This is a genomic window from Streptomyces sp. NPDC005899, from assembly GCF_040629645.1.
Classification (GTDB): domain Bacteria; phylum Actinomycetota; class Actinomycetes; order Streptomycetales; family Streptomycetaceae; genus Streptomyces.
Window position 1 is genome coordinate 1 of sequence record NZ_JBEXWB010000100.1, and the last position, 18,034, is coordinate 18,034.

General features: G+C 72.7%; 13 protein-coding genes and 1 riboswitch. Of the genes, 8 read left to right on the forward strand and 5 right to left on the reverse strand.

Going from position 1 to position 18,034, the window contains the following annotated elements; genetic code table 11:
- Nucleotides 1–54: 54 nt before the first annotated feature.
- Nucleotides 55–732: a response regulator gene (locus ABZ371_RS14365; RefSeq protein ID WP_358678354.1), complete on the reverse strand. Its 678-nt coding sequence runs from the start codon at nt 730–732 to the stop codon at nt 55–57.
- Nucleotides 729–2,513 (reverse strand): ATP-binding protein, encoded by a 1,785-nt coding sequence (locus tag ABZ371_RS14370; RefSeq protein ID WP_358678357.1) that lies wholly within the window; start codon nt 2,511–2,513, stop codon nt 729–731. The genes ABZ371_RS14365 and ABZ371_RS14370 overlap by 4 nt, the downstream gene beginning before the upstream one ends.
- 302 nt (nt 2,514–2,815) lie before the next feature.
- On the opposite strand from ABZ371_RS14370, the gene ABZ371_RS14375 reads away from it, so the two are divergent.
- Complete coding sequence (locus ABZ371_RS14375; protein ID WP_358678359.1) at nt 2,816–3,835, forward strand: LacI family DNA-binding transcriptional regulator; 1,020 nt, start codon at nt 2,816–2,818, stop codon at nt 3,833–3,835.
- A gap of 6 nt (nt 3,836–3,841) precedes the next feature.
- Here the strand turns inward: ABZ371_RS14375 and ABZ371_RS14380 are convergent, their stop codons facing one another.
- Nucleotides 3,842–5,209, reverse strand: a complete 1,368-nt coding sequence (locus ABZ371_RS14380) for a citrate/2-methylcitrate synthase (protein WP_358678362.1) — start codon at nt 5,207–5,209, stop codon at nt 3,842–3,844.
- A 135-nt stretch (nt 5,210–5,344) separates the two neighbouring features.
- Between ABZ371_RS14380 and ABZ371_RS14385 the strand changes: the two genes are divergently transcribed.
- On the forward strand, nt 5,345–6,508 hold the full coding sequence (locus ABZ371_RS14385) for a citrate/2-methylcitrate synthase (protein ID WP_358678365.1): 1,164 nt from the start codon (nt 5,345–5,347) through the stop codon (nt 6,506–6,508).
- Between the two features lie 22 nt (nt 6,509–6,530).
- A complete protein-coding gene (locus ABZ371_RS14390) occupies nt 6,531–7,598 on the forward strand; it encodes a GTP-binding protein (RefSeq protein ID WP_358678368.1) in 1,068 nt (355 codons plus the stop codon).
- 175 nt (nt 7,599–7,773) lie between these two features.
- Here the strand turns inward: ABZ371_RS14390 and ABZ371_RS14395 are convergent, their stop codons facing one another.
- Nucleotides 7,774–10,224 (reverse strand): DNA topoisomerase IV subunit A, encoded by a 2,451-nt coding sequence (locus ABZ371_RS14395; protein ID WP_358678370.1) that lies wholly within the window; start codon nt 10,222–10,224, stop codon nt 7,774–7,776.
- A 246-nt stretch (nt 10,225–10,470) separates the two neighbouring features.
- On the opposite strand from ABZ371_RS14395, the gene ABZ371_RS14400 reads away from it, so the two are divergent.
- From ABZ371_RS14400 to ABZ371_RS14415, 4 genes are all read left to right on the forward strand, one after another.
- Nucleotides 10,471–11,859 carry a pitrilysin family protein gene (locus ABZ371_RS14400; protein WP_358678372.1) on the forward strand — a complete coding sequence of 463 codons (1,389 nt, stop codon included), beginning with the start codon at nt 10,471–10,473 and terminating at the stop codon, nt 11,857–11,859.
- A 26-nt stretch (nt 11,860–11,885) separates the two neighbouring features.
- Nucleotides 11,886–13,268, forward strand: a complete 1,383-nt coding sequence (locus ABZ371_RS14405) for a pitrilysin family protein (protein ID WP_358678381.1) — start codon at nt 11,886–11,888, stop codon at nt 13,266–13,268.
- A 238-nt stretch (nt 13,269–13,506) separates the two neighbouring features.
- Nucleotides 13,507–13,674, forward strand: a riboswitch (cyclic di-AMP (ydaO/yuaA leader).
- A gap of 13 nt (nt 13,675–13,687) precedes the next feature.
- Nucleotides 13,688–14,458, forward strand: coding sequence for a M23 family metallopeptidase (locus ABZ371_RS14410; protein ID WP_358678374.1), 771 nt, complete (start codon nt 13,688–13,690; stop codon nt 14,456–14,458).
- Between the two features lie 250 nt (nt 14,459–14,708).
- A complete protein-coding gene (locus tag ABZ371_RS14415) occupies nt 14,709–15,413 on the forward strand; it encodes a GntR family transcriptional regulator (protein WP_358678376.1) in 705 nt (234 codons plus the stop codon).
- Nucleotides 15,414–15,608: 195 nt separating this feature from the next.
- On the opposite strand, the gene ABZ371_RS14420 is transcribed toward ABZ371_RS14415, so the two are convergent.
- Nucleotides 15,609–15,890, reverse strand: coding sequence for an HPr family phosphocarrier protein (locus ABZ371_RS14420; protein ID WP_015611940.1), 282 nt, complete (start codon nt 15,888–15,890; stop codon nt 15,609–15,611).
- Between the two features lie 163 nt (nt 15,891–16,053).
- Between ABZ371_RS14420 and ABZ371_RS14425 the strand changes: the two genes are divergently transcribed.
- Nucleotides 16,054–18,034: GNAT family N-acetyltransferase (locus ABZ371_RS14425; RefSeq protein WP_358678378.1), on the forward strand; the 1,981-nt coding region annotated here is incomplete at its 3' end.

Sequence of the window (18,034 nt, forward strand, 5' to 3'; positions counted from 1 at the left end):
CCGCCACCCGCCGCGCACGGTGAGGTGGCGGCAGGCGCCGTGGGGCCCGGGGTCTCAGGAACCCGTGGACCAGGTGTACAGGTGCTCCGGACGGCCCGTCTCGCCGTACCGCAGGGTCAGGCGTACGCGTCCGGTTCGTTCGAGCAGCTTCAGGTAGCGCTGTGCCGTCTGCCGGCTCATCCCGGCGCTCTGCGCGATCTCCTGGGCGGAGAGCGGCCCCTCGGCGGTACGGAGGGCCTGGCGGACCAGTTCGGCGGTCGTCGCCGAGTGGCCCTTGGGCAGGTCGGAGCCGGCCGTCGCCCACAGGGCGCCGAACATCCTGTCCACGTCCGGCTGCTCGGCCTCGCCGCCGGTCTCGAAGGTGTGGCGCAGTGCCGCGTATGCCTCCAGCTTGGTGCGCAGGCCCGCGTAGGCGAACGGCTTCACGAGGTACTGCAGCGCGCCGTGACGCATCGCCGCCTGCACGGTCGCGACATCGCGGGCCGCCGTCACCATGATCACGTCGCTGGGATGACCGCGTCCCCGCAGTTCCCTCACGACGGCCAGACCGTTGCCGTCCGGCAGGTAGTGGTCCAGCAGGATCAGGTCGACGTGCGCCTCGTCGACCCTGGCAAGGGCGCCGGCGGCGGAATGGGCCAGGGCGGTCACCCTGAAGCCCGGGACCTTGGACACGTAGGCGGCGTTGATCCGCGCGACCCGGACGTCGTCGTCCACGACCAGTACCTCGATCATGGCGCGTCTCCCCACGCGGGCGGTCGCACGGGTGCGGACGCTCCCGGTGGTGCTCCCGCGGGCCCGTTGTTCCGTACGCCGACGGACGGTCCGGCCGGTTCGCGCACCGGCGCTCCGTCCCGCCGCACCTCTCCTGCCGGTGCCGCGCGATGTCGCGCCTCTCCCGCCGGCGTTCCGTCGTCCGGAGGGCTTTCGCATGCCGTTCCGCCGTCACGTGGACCTGTGGATCCGCCGTCCGGGGCCGGTTCGTCGAGCGCGTCCGGAAGGATCACGGTGAACACCGCCCCGCTCCCGGGCGCGCCCGACACGGAGACGCCGCCGCCCTGCCGCTCCGCGAGCCGCCGCACCAGAGCGAGCCCGAGGCCACGTTTCCCGTGGGCGGGCAGTTCCTTGGTCGACCAGCCCTCGAGGAAGATCGCGTCGCGCCGGCCGGCGGGTACGCCGGGCCCACTGTCCTGCACACGGAGCACCACGGTACGGCCTTCGGCCCGCAGGCCGACGTCGATCCGGGCGTCCACCGTGCCCGCGGCGGCGTCCAGCGCGTTGTCGACCAGGTTGCCGACCACAGTGACGAGCCCTCGCGGGTCCACCAGGCCGTCCGGCAGCAGTGTTCCGGGCGTCATGCTCAGCGTCACACCGCGTTCGGCGGCCACCGCCGCCTTGCCGACGAGCAGCGCCGCGAGCAGGGGGTCGTGGACCTTCTCGGTGACCTGCTCCGCCGTCGCCCGGTGGACCCCCACCACTTCGGTGACGTACTCCATCGCGTCCTGGTGCATCTCCAGCTCCAGCAGGCCCAGGAGCGTGTGCAGCCGGTTGGCGTGCTCGTGGTCCTGGGCGCGGAGGGCGTCGATCAGGCCGCGGGTCGAGTCGAGCTCGCGTCCCAGGTACTCGAGCTCCGTGCGGTCGCGCAGGGTCGCCACGGCCCCGCCGTCGTCGGTCGGCATGCGGTTGGCCAGCAGCACGCGGCTCCCGCACACCGTGACGAGGTCGTCCCCGGTGACGCGGCCGGCCAGCACGTCGGCGGTCCTGCCGGGCGCCAGTGCCTCGTCGAGCGGCGTTCCGGCCGCGTCGGGGCCGAGTCCGAGCAGGCGCTGAGCCTCGTCGTTCAGCAGACGGATGCGCCCCTTGCGGTCGAGGGCGACGACTCCCTCACGGATGCTGTGGAGCATCGCCTCGCGTTCGGTCAGCAGCGCGGAGATGTCCGAGAAGGCCAGGTCATGGGTCCGGCGCTGGAGGCGGCGGGAGATCAGGTACGCGGCGAGCGCCCCCACGGCCAGCGCCCCGCCCGCATAGGCGAGCAGTCCGGGGATCGCGGCGAGCAGCCGTGCCCGGACGCTGTCGTACGCGATGCCGACGGACACCGCGCCGACGATCCTGCCCTCCTCGTCGCGCAGGGGCACCTTGCCGCGGGCGGAACGTCCGAGTGTGCCGCTGTCGATCTCCATGACGTCCCGGCCCGCGAGGACCGGGCTGGGATCGGTGGAGACCGTCTCGCCGATCCGGGGTACGTCCGTGTGCGACCAGCGCACCCCGCGCCTGTCCATGACCACGACGTACTCGGCGCCGGTGGACCGCCTGATCCGCTCGGCGGCGTCCTGGACGACGCCGCCCGGGTCGGGGCCGGTGGTGAGCAGTGACCGCGCGATCCGCGGCTGCGCCGCCGTGCTCTGCGCGATCGCGAGGGCACGCCGCATCGCCTCGTCGTCGAGCTGGGCGCTGAGCGGTGCGAGGAAGAGGCCGGTGACCAGCACGGTGACGCCGGTGACGACGGACAGCTGCATCAGCAGGACCTACGAGAAGACCCGCTTCGGCCACCCGAACCGGCGTGATCCCCGCGAAGCGGTCGGTGGGGCGCTCATCGTACGAACGGTAGAGGGCCTTCCGCGCTTTCCGAAATGCGGCCGTCGGCTCTCGGCTCGTGCACTCCGGCGTCCGGTGCACTCCGGCCGTGCGCCCCGTTGGCGCTCCCGGCCCCGTACGTCTGTGCCAATGGGTCCTGTCCACCGGCCCCGCGTCTGTGAACGTTCCAGGAACTTCCGTCACAGCGCAATCCTCTTGCATTTCTTGCGCTAATCTTGCGCTCATGACGCGACGACTTGCTCAGGTTGCCCAGAAGGTAGGAGTCAGCGAGGCCACGGTCAGCCGGGTGCTGAACGGCAAGCCTGGAGTCTCGGACGCCACGAGGCAAGCCGTCCTGTCCGCGCTGGACGTCCTCGGCTACGAGCGGCCCACGCAGCTGCGGGGTGAGCGTGCCCGGCTGGTCGGTCTGGTCCTGCCCGAGCTGCAGAACCCGATCTTCCCGGCCTTCGCTGAAGTGGTGGGCGGCGCGCTCGCCCAGCAGGGACTCACGCCGGTGCTCTGTACGCAGACGAAGGGCGGCGTCTCCGAGGCCGACTACGTCGAGCTCCTCCTGCAGCAGCAGGTGTCGGGAGTCGTGTTCGCCGGCGGACTGTACGCGCAGGCCGATGCCCCCCACGACCACTACAAGGTGCTCGCCGACCGCAAGATCCCGGTCGTCCTGATCAACGCCGCCATCGCCCGTCTGGGTTTCCCGGCCGTCTCGTGCGACGACTCGGTGGCCGTCGAGCAGGCCTGGCGCCACCTCGTCTCCCTCGGCCACGAGCGGATCGGGTTCGTGCTCGGCCCGGCCGACCACGTGCCCTCGCAGCGCAAGCTCGCCGCCGCCCGCGCGCTGGCCGCCCGGTCGGGGGCGACCGTGCCGGACGAGTGGGTCGCCCGGGCCATGTTCTCGCTGGAGGGAGGTCAGGCCGCCGCGATGAGGCTGCTCGAGCAGGGGGTCACCGGCATCATCTGCGCGAGCGACCCGCTCGCCCTGGGCGCGGTGCGGGCGGCGCGGCGCCGCGGCCAGTCCGTGCCGGCGGACGTCTCCGTCGTCGGATACGACGACTCGGCGTTCATGAACTGCACCGAGCCGCCGCTGACCACGGTGCGCCAGCCCATCGAGGCCATGGGCCGGGCGGCGGTCGAGCTGCTCACCGTGCAGATCGGGGGGCGGGCGGTGCCGTCGGACGAGTTGCTCTTCGAGCCGGAGCTGGTGGTGCGCGGATCGACGGCTCAACCGCCTCGCGGAACTTCCCGCTGACTGTCGCTATTTTGCGGAAGGCCCTGTGGGTGGGAGTGGCGGCGGTGATCCGGGCGGTGGAGACGCCGACGGGTGAGAGGGCGCGGGGGCCGGCAGCCTCCGGGGCGGCCGTGGCCCCGTGTACTGGCCCCGGGGCCGCATGCGCAGCGGCCGTTCCCCGTACTCCTCCAGCGCGTGGGCGATCCAGCCGGCCGTGCGGGACACCGCGAACACCGTCTCGCCCGCCTCGGGCGGCATGCCGTACGCGACCGAGAGGACGGCCAGGGCCAGGTCCACGTTGGCGTGCAGCGGTGTGTGGCGAGCCGCCGTGGCGATGACGTCGCGGGCGGCCGCCAGTGCCGGGGCGGCCCGCGGTACCTCCGCCAGCAGCGTGAACAGCATCCGGGCCCGCGGGTCCTCGCCCGAGTAGAGGCGATGTCCGAGCCCCGGGACCCTGCGGCCGGTGCGCAGGTGATCGGCGACGACCGGGGCCGCGCCGCCCCGGTCCACGACCTCGGACAGCATGCGGTGCGCCAGTCCGCTCGCCGCCCCGTGCAGGGGTCCCTCGAGGACGCCCAGTCCGGCGGACACCACCGCGTAGGGGTGGGCGTGGGCCGACGCGGCGACCCGTGCCGCGAGCGTCGAAGCCGCCAGATCGTGGTCGGCCAGCAGCGCGAGGGCCGTGTCCAGCACGGTCAGCGAGGCCGCGTCGGCCGACGCGGCCGTGAGCCGCGACCACAGCCGGGCGGCCAGGGAGCTGCCGGCGCCCTCCTCGGCGCCGGGGTTCCGCGTGGCCTGCCCGGCGGCCATGGGGAGGGCGCCGACCAGGGTCGGGACCAGACCGCGCGCGCTGCTGAGCACCCCCTCGGTCGTGAGGTCGAACCGCAGCGGGTCGACAGCGGCCGCGGCGGTGACGGCCGCCCGCAGCCGGTCGGTGGCATTGCTGTGGGCGGGCAGGGCCCCGGCCACCCGCCGGGCCGCGGCGAGCGCTTCGGGCGGCGCGGTGAAACGGGCGCCCGGGCGGAGCTCCCCGGTCCAGATCCACTCGGCGACCTCCTCGAAGCCGTACCGGCCGGCGAGGTCCGTCGCGTCGACGCCACGGAAGTAGTACCGGTCCGGCTCGATGAGGGTGATGCCGGTGCGGAAGACGAGGTCACCCGCGGCAGCCGGGGCCTCCCGGCGTCCTGTGCGCCCGGCCAGCCGCTCGACCTCGGCGCGGTCGAGGACGGATCCGCGTCCGCCGGGGGAGCGCCTGCTGCTGAGCTGTCCCCGGCTCACGTACGCGTACACGGTTTCCGGCTTCACTCCGAGGAGGGCGGCCGCCTCACGGGTCGTCAGCCCGTCCTCCTCCGCGGAACCGCCTGCTACCGGACCGTGCGGTGCCTCATGCGTCATGGCCCACACCGTATCCCTCTCGTGGTGCCCCATCCAGTAGTCATGTTGATTCAATCAATGTTGACACCCAACCAGTCAATCAAGGACAGTCGAATCAATGTGATGTGCACGTGATCGGTGAAGGAGAGACCGGACATGCCTGCTGCCAGTACCGAAACCGCCCCGCTCGACGTGCCCCGGGGCCTTGCCGGTGTGATCGTCACCGACACCGCGCTCGGCGACGTCCGTGGGCGCGAGGGCTTCTACCACTACCGGCACTACTCGGCGATCGAGCTGGCGGAGAGCCGCAGCTTCGAGGACGTCTGGTACTTGATGTTCCACGGCGAGCTACCCGGCCGGGCCGAGAGCGCCGGCTTCGCAGCCCGGACGGCCGCTCTGCGCCACCTGCCCCCCGAGGTACGCGAGGCGCTGCCCGGCATCGCGCGCGCCGGTGCCGCGTCCGGCCCCCTCGCCGGCCTCCGCACCGCGCTCTCGCTGCTCGGCGCCGCGGCCGGCTTCCGCCCGGTGTACGACCTCGACGCCGGGCACCGTCGCGAGGACGCCCTCGCCGCCTGCGCCGCGGTGCCCACCGTGCTGACCGCTCTCCACCGGCTCGGCCAGGGCCTGCGGCCGGTCGAGCCGCGCGACGACCTCCCCTTCGCGGCCAACTACCTCTACATGCTGACCGGGCGCGAACCGGACGCCGCGCGGGCCTCGGCCGTCGAGCGCTATCTCGTCGCGACCGTCGACCACGGCTTCAACGCCTCCACGTTCACCGCCCGGGTGGTCGCCTCCACCGGCGCGGACACGGCTGCCTGCCTGGTCGCCGCGATCGGCGCGCTGTCCGGGCCCTTGCACGGCGGCGCGCCGAGCCGGGCGCTGGACACCCTGGACGCCATCGGCACCCCGGACCGGATCGACGGCTGGATCCGCGCGCAGGTCCTCGCGGGCGGTCGGATCATGGGATTCGGGCACCCGGTCTACCGCACCGAGGACCCCCGCTCCCGCATGCTCCGCTCCGTCGCCCAGAGCTTCGGCGGCCCGCTCGCCGACTTCGCGGTGCAGGTGGAACGGCAGGTGGAGGCGATCCTCGCCGAGCTGAAACCCGGGCGTGAACTGCACACGAACGTGGAGTTCTACGCGGGGGTCGTCATGGAGCTCTGCGGGCTGCCCCGGGAGATGTTCACGCCCACCTTCTGTGCGGCGCGCATGGTCGGCTGGAGCGCGAATATCCTGGAGCAGGCGGAGGACTCGAAGATCATCCGCCCGGCGGCCCGCTACGTCGGACCTCCGCCCCCGCAGCCCGTACCGGCACCCTGACCCCACCTGAGGAAGGCCCTCGTTGACCCCGCCACGCGCCTCGCAGATCCCGGTCGTCGTCCTGGCGGGGTTTCTGGGCTCCGGTAAGACGACCCTCCTCAACCACCTGCTGCGCAACAGGGCGGACAACCGGATCGGCGTGGTCGTCAACGACTTCGGGGCCATCGAGATCGACGCCATGACCGTGGCCGGCCAGGTCGGCTCCACCGTCTCGCTGGGCAACGGCTGCCTGTGCTGCGCCGTCGACGCGAGCGAACTCGACACCTACCTGGAGACCCTCACCGCACCCGCCGCCCGGCTCGACGTGATCGTCATCGAGGCCAGCGGCCTGGCCGAGCCCCAGGAACTCGTACGGATGCTGCTGGCCAGCGACAACCCGCACATCCGCTACGGCGGACTGGTCGAGGTCGTCGACGCGGCCGAGTTCACCGCCACCCGGAAGCGCCACCCGGAGACGGACCGGCACCTGGCTGTCGCCGACCTCATCGTGCTGAACAAGGCCGACCGGGTCGGGGAAGCGGAACTCCGGGCCGTCCACGCGGTGATCGCGACGGCCGGAAGCAGGGCCGCGATCGTACGCACCTCCTACGGGAAGGTCGATCCGGGGCTGCTCCTCGACCCCGTGCACCGGCCGGACGAGGACGGCGGCCCCCGTCAGCTCACGTTCGAGGATCTCCTGGAGGGGGCGGACGACGACCACGACGGGCATCCGCACGCCACGTACGAGAGCGTCTCCTTCACCTCGAAGACGCCGTTGGACCCGCGCCGCTTCATGGCGTTCCTCGACTCCCGGCCGGCCGGCCTGTACCGGATCAAGGGGTTCGCCGACTTCGGGGCCGGCGACCGGACCAACCGGTACACCCTCCACGCCGTCGGCAGGTTCCTGCGCTTCGTCCCCCGGCCATGGCCCCGGGACGAGCCGCAGTGCACGCAACTGGTGCTGATCGGTTCCGGCATCGACGCCGACGCGCTGCACGAGGCGCTCTCGGACTGCTGCGGGAGCGGTCAGGCCGCCACCGGTGACGAACTGGAGCGCGCGATGTGGGGTGTCCTGCGATACGTACGGCAGCCCGAGGACGACGAGGCGTGAGCGTGCCCGGCGCCGCGCGAGGGCCCGGGGCCGGACAGGCCTGACGCGGTCCCGCCCGCCCCCGGAAACCGGGGGCGGGACCGGAAGGCCGGAGCCGGGAAGCCGGAAGGGGCCGGGGGCGGGCGGACGGGCCCCGCCGCCGGCCTCGCGCTCCCGTTCCCCGGCTCCCGGACGGCTACAGGGGCCCGGCGATCACCGCGACCGGGCTCAGCAGTGGTGTCCCGGAACCGTCACGACGCGGATCGGGGGCCGGCAGCTGCGCCGGCGAGCCGTTCGCCTGCGCGGCCTTGGCCGGCACGCCACCCGCCCAGGCGAACACCAGGACGTCCTCCCCCTTGAGGAAGCGCTGACAGCGCACCCCGCCGGTGGCCCGGCCCTTGCGCGGATACTGATCGAACGGGGTGAGCTTCGAGGTCAGCTCCGAGTCGTCCAGCGTCCCGTGCGATCCGGCCACGGTGAACACGACGGCGTCCGCCGCGGGGTCCACCGCGGTGAAGGAGAGCACCGACGCCCCCGCCGCGAGCTTGACGCCCGCCATACCGCCCGCCGCACGGCCCTGCGGGCGCACCTGGGAGGCCGGATAGCGCAGCAGCTGCGCGTCGGACGTGATGAAGACCAGGTCCTCGTCGCCCGTCCGCAGCTCCGTCGCGCCGACGATCCGGTCACCGTCCCTGAGCGTGATGACCTCCAGCTCGTCCTTGTTCGCCGGATAGTCGGGCACCACGCGCTTCACCACCCCCTGCACGGTGCCGACGGCCAGGCCTGGCGACGCCTCGTCCAGCGTGGTGAGACAGACGAGACTCTCGCCGGCCTCCAGCGTCAGGAACTCCGAGACCTGCGCCCCGCCGGACAGGCTCGGAGCCGCGTGCGTGTCCGGCAGCTGCGGCAGATCGATCACGGAGAGGCGCAGCAACCGCCCGGCGGACGTCACCGCGCCCACGTCCCCGCGCGCCGTCGCGGGGACGGCCGAGACGATCACGTCGTGCTTCGTGCGCTTGGCGTCCTCCGCCACGACGACCGGGTCGGCGTTGGCCGTACGGGCCAGCAGGCCGGTCGACGACAGGAGCACCCGGCACGGGTCGTCGGCGACCTCGAGCGGCACGGAGGCGACCTGCGAACCCGCCGACTCCAGCAGCACCGTGCGCCGGTCCGTACCGAACTTCTTCGCCACGGCGGCGAGTTCCCCCGACACGAGCTTGCGCAGCTCCGCGTCCGACTCCAGGATCGCGGTCAGCGCGGCGATCTCGTCGCTCAGCCGGTCGCGCTCACCCTCCAGCTCGATCCGGTCGAACCGGGTGAGCCTGCGCAGCGGCGTGTCCAGGATGTACTGCGTCTGGATCTCGCTCAGCGAGAAGCGCCCCATCAGGCGCTCCTTGGCCTGCGCCGAGTTGTCGCTGTCCCGGATGAGGCGGATGACCTCGTCGATGTCGAGCAGCGCGACCAGCAGGCCCTCGACCAGGTGCAGCCGGTCGCGGCGCTTGGTCCTGCGGAACTCGCTGCGCCGGCGGACCACGTCGAAGCGGTGGTCGAGGTAGACCTCCAGGAGCTCCTTGAGCCCCAGGGTGAGCGGCTGGCCGTCGACCAGTGCCACGTTGTTGATGCCGAAGGACTCCTCCATCGGCGTCAGCTTGTAGAGCTGCTCCAGCACGGCCTCCGGCACGAAGCCGTTCTTGACCTCGATCACCAGACGCAGGCCGTGGGAGCGGTCGGTGAGGTCCTTGACGTCCGCGATGCCCTGGAGCTTCTTCGCCCCGACGAGGTCCTTGATCTTGGCGATCACCTTCTCCGGGCCGACCGTGAAGGGGAGTTCGGTGACGACGAGCCCCTTGCGGCGGGCGGTGACGTTCTCTATCGCGACGGTCGCGCGGATCCTGAACGTGCCCCGCCCCTTGGCGTACGCGTCCTTGATGCCCCCGAGCCCGACGATCCTCCCGCCGGTCGGCAGGTCGGGTCCGGGTACGAAGCGCATCAGCGTCTCGAGGTCGGCGCCCGGGTGCCGGATGAGGTGGCGGGCCGCGGCGATCACCTCGCCGAGGTTGTGCGGAGGCATGTTGGTGGCCATGCCGACCGCGATGCCCGAGGCCCCGTTGACCAGGAGGTTCGGGTAGGCGGCGGGCAGGACGACGGGCTCCTGCTCCTGGCCGTCGTAGTTGGACTGGAAGTCGACGGTGTCCTCGTCGATCGACTCCGTCATGAGCGAGGTGGCGTCCGCCATCCGGCACTCGGTGTACCGCATGGCGGCCGGCGGGTCGTCGTTGCCGAGCGAACCGAAGTTGCCGTGTCCGTCGACGAGGGGCAGGCGCATCGAGAACGGCTGTGCCATGCGCACCAGTGCGTCATAGATCGACGCGTCGCCGTGCGGGTGCAGCTTGCCCATCACCTCACCCACGACGCGGGCGCACTTCACGTAGCCCCTGTCGGGGCGCAGCCCCATCTCGTGCATCTGGGACACGATGCGGCGGTGCACGGGCTTCATGCCGTCGCGGGCGTCGGGCAGTGCCCTGGAGTAGATCACCGAGTACGCGTACTCGAGGAAGGAGCCCTGCATTTCGTCGACGACGTCGATGTCGAGGATCTTCTCCTCGAAGTCGTCCGGCGGCGGGGTCTTCGTGCTGCGGCGGGCCATCGCGGCTGCGACTCCTTCACAGATTCTGTCGGGCAACCTCAGGTTCTGACGCCGACCATTGTGGACCGCCGCACCGACAACGCCGACCTCGACCCGTCCGAAGCATCCCTCCGAGCCGCCGGGGAGCCCCCGGGTACGGCACCATCTACGACAACATTCACCCGACGGGAACTTCGCCAGGTGCCCGCGCGCTTGCTTACAGTGGCAGGTCCGGCAGGAAATCCTGTACCGATCGAAGGGACGTACATGCCCATGGGTCACACGGCCACAGCCCAGGCCGGTTCCGGCGGCTTGACGGCGACCGAGCACCGCCTGGCCAACGGCCTGCGCGTGGTGCTCTCCGAGGACCATCTGACCCCGGTCGCCGCCGTCTGCCTCTGGTACGACGTCGGTTCCCGCCACGAGGTCGAGGGACGCACCGGTCTCGCCCACCTCTTCGAGCACCTGATGTTCCAGGGCTCCGGCCAGGTGAAGGGGAACGGGCACTTCGAGCTGGTGCAGGGGGCGGGCGGTTCCCTCAACGGCACCACCAGCTTCGAGCGCACCAACTACTTCGAGACCATGCCCACGCACCAGCTGGAGCTGGCCCTGTGGCTCGAGGCGGACCGGATGGGCTCGCTGCTCGCCGCGCTCGACGAGGAGTCCATGGAGAACCAGCGGGACGTCGTGAAGAACGAGCGGCGCCAGCGGTACGACAACGTCCCCTACGGCACGGCGTTCGAGAAGCTCACGGCTCTCGCCTACCCGGAGGGCCACCCGTACCACCACACGCCGATCGGCTCGATGGCCGACCTGGACGCGGCGACCCTCGAGGACGCACGGGCGTTCTTCCGTACGTACTACGCGCCCAACAACGCGGTCCTCTCGGTCGTCGGGGACATCGACCCGGAGCGGACACTGGCCTGGGTCGAGAAGTACTTCGGCTCCATCCCCTCCCACGACGGCAAGCAGCCGCCGCGTGACGGCTCCCTCCCCGGCATCATCGGCGAGCAGCTGCGCGAGGTCGTCCACGAGGAGGTGCCGGCGCGCGCCCTGATGGCGGCCTACCGGCTGCCGCACGACGGCACCAGGGAGTGCGACGCCGCCGACCTGGCCCTCACCGTGCTCGGCGGCGGCGAGTCCTCCCGCCTCCACAACCGCCTGGTGCGCCGCGACCGCACCGCGGTCGCCGCGGGCTTCGGGCTGCTCAGGCTCGCCGGAGCACCCTCGCTGGGATGGCTGGACGTCAAGACGTCCGGTGGCGTGGAGGTGCCGCGGATCGAGTCGGCCGTCGACGAGGAACTGGCCAGGTTCGCCGAGGAGGGCCCCACTCCGGAGGAGATGGAGCGGGCGCAGGCCCAGTTGGAGCGCGAGTGGCTCGACCGGCTCGGTACGGTCGCGGGCCGCGCCGACGAACTGTGCCGCTACGCGGTCCTGTTCGGTGACCCGCAGCTCGCCCTGACCGCCGTGGGGCGCGTCCTCGACGTGACCGCCGACGAGGTACGGGAGGCCGCCCGGGCGCACCTGCGGCCCGACAACCGGGCGGTCCTGGTGTACGAGCCGCTCGAACCGTCCGACGAGGCCGGCGAGCCCGGCGAAGCGTCCGGGGCGGCCACCCCGGACGCCGCCGACGCGCACGAAGGGGCCGACAAGTGACCGACGCCGCCGTGACTGGAGTAGCGATGGAGTTCCACCCGCAGCCGACCGCCGGCGAGGCCAGGCCCTGGGCCTTCCCCGCGCCGGAGCGTGGCGCCCTGCCCAACGGGCTGACCGTGCTGCGCTGCCACCGCCCCGGCCAGCAGGTCGTCGCCGTGGAGATCTTCCTGGACGCGCCGCTGGACGCCGAGCCGGAGGGCCTGGACGGCGTCGCCACGATCATGGCGCGAGCGCTGTCCGAGGGCACGGACAAGCACTCCGCGGAGGAGTTCGCCGCCGAGCTGGAGCGCTGCGGCGCCACCCTGGACGCGCACGCCGACCACCCCGGCCTCCGTGTGTCCCTGGAGGTCCCGGTGTCCCGGCTGGCCAAGGCCCTCGGGCTGGTCGCCGAAGCGCTGCGCGCCCCGGCCTTCGCCGAGAGCGAGATCGAGCGCCTCGTCGGCAACCGGCTCGACGAGATCCCGCACGAGCAGGCCAATCCGGCCAGGCGCGCCGCCAAACAGCTCTCCAAGGCGCTCTTCCCGGCCACGGCCCGGATGTCCCGTCCGCGCCAGGGCACCGAGGAGACGGTGCGCCGGATCGACGCCGCCGCCGTGCGCGCCTTCTTCGACGCGCACGTCCGCCCCTCCACGGCGACGGCCGTCGTCGTCGGCGACCTCACCGGTGTGGACCTGGACGCGCTGCTGGCCGAGACGGTCGGCGACTGGTCGGGCGACGCGGGCCGGGCGCGTCCGGTACCGCCGATCACCGCGGACGACACCGGGCGGGTCGTCATCGTGGACCGGCCCGGCGCCGTACAGACGCAGCTGCTGATCGGCCGGATCGGTGCGGACCGGCACGACAGCGTGTGGCCGGCCCAGGTGCTCGGCACGTACTGCCTCGGCGGCACCCTCACCTCGCGGCTGGACCGGGTGCTGCGCGAGGAGAAGGGCTACACCTACGGGGTCCGGGCCTTCGCGCAGGTGCTGCGTTCGACGGCGCCCGGCTCGTCCTCCGGGGCGACCGGGGCCGCGATGCTCGCCATCAGCGGTTCCGTGGACACGGAGTCCACCGGTCCGGCGCTCCAGGACCTGTGGACGGTCCTGCGGACCCTGGCGGCCGAGGGACTCACCGACGCCGAGCGGGAGACCGCCGTGCAGAACCTCGTCGGGGTGGCCCCGCTGAAGTACGAGACGGCCGCCTCCGTCGCGGGGACCCTCGCCGACCAGGTGGAGCAGCACCTGCCGGACGACTACCAGGCCCGGCTGTACGCGCGCCTGGCCGAGACCGGCACCGTGGAGGCGACCGCCGCGGTGGTCAACGCCTTCCCGGTGGACCGTCTGGTCACCGTCCTCGTCGGGGACGCCGCGCAGATCGCGGATCCCGTCAGGGCGCTGGGCATCGGTGAGGTGTCGGTCGTCAGCGGCTGACCCCTCCGGGCTGACGGGACGGCAGAAAGGGGGCGGGCCCCGGCGAGAGGTGCTCGCCGGGGGCCGCCCCCTTCTGTCCGTTCCTTCCACCCGCTCCCTTTTGTCCGTCTTGAAGGCGTCCGGTGCTGTATGCCCTGTGGGATGTGTGACACGAGGCCGTGTCCGTTTGGTGATCGACAGGGGTCCGGCCTAGCGTCGATCCGGCTGTCCGTCGGACATCTGCCGCGTCCGCGGCGCCGGGCAGCCATCGCCGAGTCCCCGTCAGGCGCGAGCCTGGGGAGCCGGGGACCCACGCAGTCCCTGGGGTGAATCGGATGCCCGTGTCTCACGAGAGGTGCGGGGACCCGTAGGAGACCTTCCTGCTCCGAACCCGTCAGCTAACCCGGTAGGCGAGAAGGAAGGAAAGGATCAGCCCCTCAATGCCGTTCACCCGTGCCACCGGGAAGCACCGTGCCCCGAGCCGCCTGTCGCGCCACAGTGCCCGGGCCGCCGGCATCGCTGCCCTGGCCACCGCCGGCGTCATGGGCGCCACGGCGTCCCCCGCCCTCGCCGCGGAGGCCGAGGCGCCCTCCGTCAGCGACACCGGGCTCACCCAGGCCACTGCCATCGGCACCACCCTCGCCGGCCGGATCGCCGCCCAGGCCGAGGCCCAGCGGCACCAGGCCGACGTCGCGGCGAAGGCCAGGGCGGAGGCCGAGGCGAAGCGCAGGGCCGAGGCCCGCGCCGCGGAGGCGCGTGAGGCGAAGGCGCGGGCCGCCCGCGCCGAGGAGCGTGCCAGGCTCAACGCCTTCCGTCTCCCGGTCGCAGGCTCCTCCGTGACCACCGGCTACCGGTCCGGTGGCGCGCTCTGGTCCTCCGGGAGCCACTCCGGTGTGGACTTCCGCGCGGCCTCCGGCAGCTCCGTCGTCGCGGTCGGCGCCGGTACGGTCGTCGAGGCGGGCTGGGGCGGTGCGTACGGCAACAACATCGTGCTCCGGATGACGGACGGCACGTACACCCAGTACGGCCACCTCTCCTCGATCGGCGTCTCCGTCGGGCAGAGCGTCACCTCGGGCCAGCAGATCGGCCTGTCCGGCTCGACCGGCAACTCCACCGGTCCGCACCTGCACTTCGAGGCGCGGACGACGCCGGAGTACGGCTCGGACATGGACCCCGTCGCCTACCTCCGTGCGCACGGCGTCATGCTCTGACGGCTCCGGCAGCCCTGACGGGTCCGGCATCGCCCGGCACCGCGTCCGCCCTCCAGGCCCCGGCATCCCGCCGGGGCCTTCGGCGTGCCCGGCCGGCGGAGTGGGTCTCGGCCGGCGGCCGAGTCGTACGGCGGGCAGCGAATACAAATGAATTCCGGCTCTCCGTCGGAAATCGCGATGGATTGCAATAGAGTCACAGAACAGGCGTCGGTCGGCCGCGTTCCGCGGGGATCAAGACGGAGGTTCGGACATGCGCATTCCCGCGCATTCGGTATGCACGGCGGTCCGTGACGACATCGTCTCAGGTGTCTTCGAGCGCGGCAGCCGCCTGACCGAAGAGGTGCTCGCGCGCCGCTACGGCGTCTCCCGCGTCCCGGTGCGGGAGGCGCTGCGGACGCTGGAGTCCGAGGGGTTCGTCGTCACCCGCCGGCATGCCGGAGCCTGCGTGGCCGAGCCGACGGAGCAGGAGGCCGCCGACCTGCTGGAGATCCGGATGCTCCTGGAGCCGCTGGGCGCCGCCCGGGCGGCGCAGCGCCGGACCGAGGCGCACCTCAAGGTGCTCCGCGGCCTGGTCAGGCTCGGTCAGGAGCGGGTGCGGCGGGGCGAGGGGGAGGATCTGCGCTCGCTGGGCGGCTGGTTCCACGAGACGCTGGCGCAGGCGTCCGGGAGCCCCGCCCTGATCGCGCTGCTCACCCAGCTCCGGCACAAGATCGCCTGGATGTACACGGTGGAGCGGCCGGTCCGCCCGGCCGACTCGTGGGCCGAGCACGGCGCCATCGTGGACGCCGTGGCCCGCGGTGACGTGGAGAGGGCGAGGCTGCTCGCGGCCCGGCACGCGGAGCAGGCCACCGCCGCGCACCGGTTGCGCCGCACGGACCGGGCGGCGCGCGGGGCGGGAGCGGCGAGGGTGAGTACTTCGCAACATGCCGTAAACACCGCAGGCGTGCGCCATTAACAAAGGCGCCGTATACAAAGAAGGTAATGCGCGCAGGGCTTTCTTTTCGCTGCCCGATCGCGCTATTCATGCCTTTCGGTACCTGCGTTCCCCTTGGGGAATTCGGGAGTGCTTCCGGGAACGGCGGAGCCGCGGCTCCCCGAAGGGGTGCCGCGGCTCGGGCGCTCGATGCGGTCCCGGTGGGAACCGGCCGGTTCAGACGGTCTCGGGAAGCTCCTCGAGACCCTCGGCGACCAGCTTCGCCAGGCGGTCCAGGGCGGCCTCGGCGTTGTCGGCCTCGGAAGCCAGCACGATCTCCTCGCCGCCCTGGGCGCCCAGGCCGAGCACCGCGAGCATGGAGGCCGCGTTGACCGGGTTGCCGTCGGCCTTGGCGATCGTCACAGGAACGCCGGAAGCCGTGGCGGCACGGACGAAGATGGAAGCGGGGCGGGCGTGCAGGCCCTCGGTCCAACCGACGTTGACGCGGCGCTCAGCCATGGTTCTGCCCTTCACGTATCAATGGGTTGTCTAGACCAGTGTCTCATGCGGCGCATGCTGCCGTGCCCGGCTACGGCGCGTCGCCCACCGCCGGGCGACATCACCCAGCGTGCCCCGCCCCCGGACCCGCCGCGACCGGTGTGCCGGGTCGTAGGCTCTGTCCATGGAGCCGACCCCGGAGCAGAGTCCGCACTACGCGTACCCCGACCACTGGGAGGCCGACGTGGTGCTCCGGGACGGTGGCACGGCGCGCATCCGGCCCATCACCACGGACGACGCCGAGCGGCTGGTCAGCTTCTACGAACAGGTCTCCGCCGAGTCGAAGTACTACCGCTTCTTCGCTCCGTACCCGCGCCTCTCGGCCAGGGACGTGCACCGCTTCACCCATCACGACTACGTCGACCGGGTCGGCCTGGCGGTCACGATCGGCGGCGAGTTCATCGCCACCGTCCGCTACGACCGGATCGACGACCTGGGGAGACCCGCCTCCGCCCCCGCCGACGAGGCCGAGGTCGCCTTCCTCGTCCAGGACGCGCACCAGGGCCGCGGCGTGGCGTCGGCGCTCCTGGAGCACATCGCCGCCGTCGCCCGGGAGCGGGGCATCCGCCGCTTCGCCGCGGAGGTACTGCCCGCCAACAACAAGATGATCAAAGTGTTCCGGGACGCCGGCTACACCCAGCAGCGCAGCTTCGAGGACGGAGCGGTCCACCTCACCCTCGACCTGGAACCCACCGCCGAGTCCCTCGCCGTCCAGCTGGGCCGTGAACAGCGGGCCGAGGCGCGGTCGGTGCAGCGCCTGCTGGCCCCCGGATCCGTCGCGGTCGTAGGCGCAGGCCGGGCGCCCGGCGGCGTCGGCCGCGCGGTGCTGCGCAACCTGCTCGGCTCGGGCTTCACCGGACGCGTGTACGCCGTGAACCGGTCCTTCGCCCCCGGGCAGGACCTGGTCGACGGTGTGCCCGCACACCGCTCGGTGGGGGAGATCGGCGAGCGGGTCGACCTCGCGATCCTCGCGGTACCCGCCGACCGGGTGCCCGAGGCCGTCGCCGACTGCGGCGAACACGGGGTGCGGGGGCTCGTCGTGATCTCCGCCGGCTACGCCGAGCGCGGCGCCGAAGGGCGGGACAGGCAGCGAGAACTCGTGCGCCAGGCCCGCTCGTACGGCATGCGGATCATCGGCCCCAACGCCTTCGGCGTCATCAACACCTCCGAGGCCGTCCGGCTGAACGCCTCCCTCGCCCCCCAGTCGCCCACGGCGGGCCGCATCGGCCTCTTCACCCAGTCCGGTGCCATCGGCATCGCCGTACTCTCCGGCCTCCACCGGCGCGGCGCGGGTCTGTCCTCCTTCATCTCCGCGGGCAACCGGGCCGACGTCTCCGGCAACGACTTCCTGCAGTACTGGTTCGAGGACCCGGACACCGATGTGGCCCTGCTCTACCTCGAATCCATCGGCAACCCGCGCAAGTTCACCCGGCTCGCCCGCCGTACGGCCGCGGTGAAGCCCGTGGTCGTCGTGAAGGGCGCCCGGCACAGCGGCTCGGCCCCGCCCGGCCACGCGGTCCCGGTGAGCCGGATCCCCGACGCCACGGTCTCCGCGCTGATGCGTCAGGCGGGCGTGATCCGCGTCGACACCGTGACGGAGATGGTCGACGCCGGCCTGCTCCTGGCCGGCCAGCCCCTGCCGGCCGGACCCAGGGTGGCGATTCTCGGGAACTCCGAGTCGCTCGGTCTCCTGGCGTACGACGCCTGCCTGGCCGAGGGCCTCCGCCCGGGCCCGCCCCGCGACCTCACCACGGCGGCGGGGCCGGACGACTTCCGCGCCGCGCTGGCCGAAGCGCTCGACGACCGCACCTGCGACGCGGTCGTCGTCACCGCGATCCCGTGGGTGGGGGAGAACGGCGAGACGGAGACCGGCGACGGGGAGGTCCTCGCCGACGCGCTGCGCGAGGCGGCCGCCGCCGGCCCGGCCAAACCGGTCGCCGTGGTGCACGTGGAGATGGGCGGTCTCGCCCAGGCCCTCGCCGCCGCGGCCGGCACGGTCACCCCGCCGGTGTCCGGACGTGGCACGCGGGACGCACGGGTGCCGGAAGCCGCGGAGCACGCAGTGCGGGGGCCCGGGCCCGGGCACCGCGACGCGGGCGCCACCG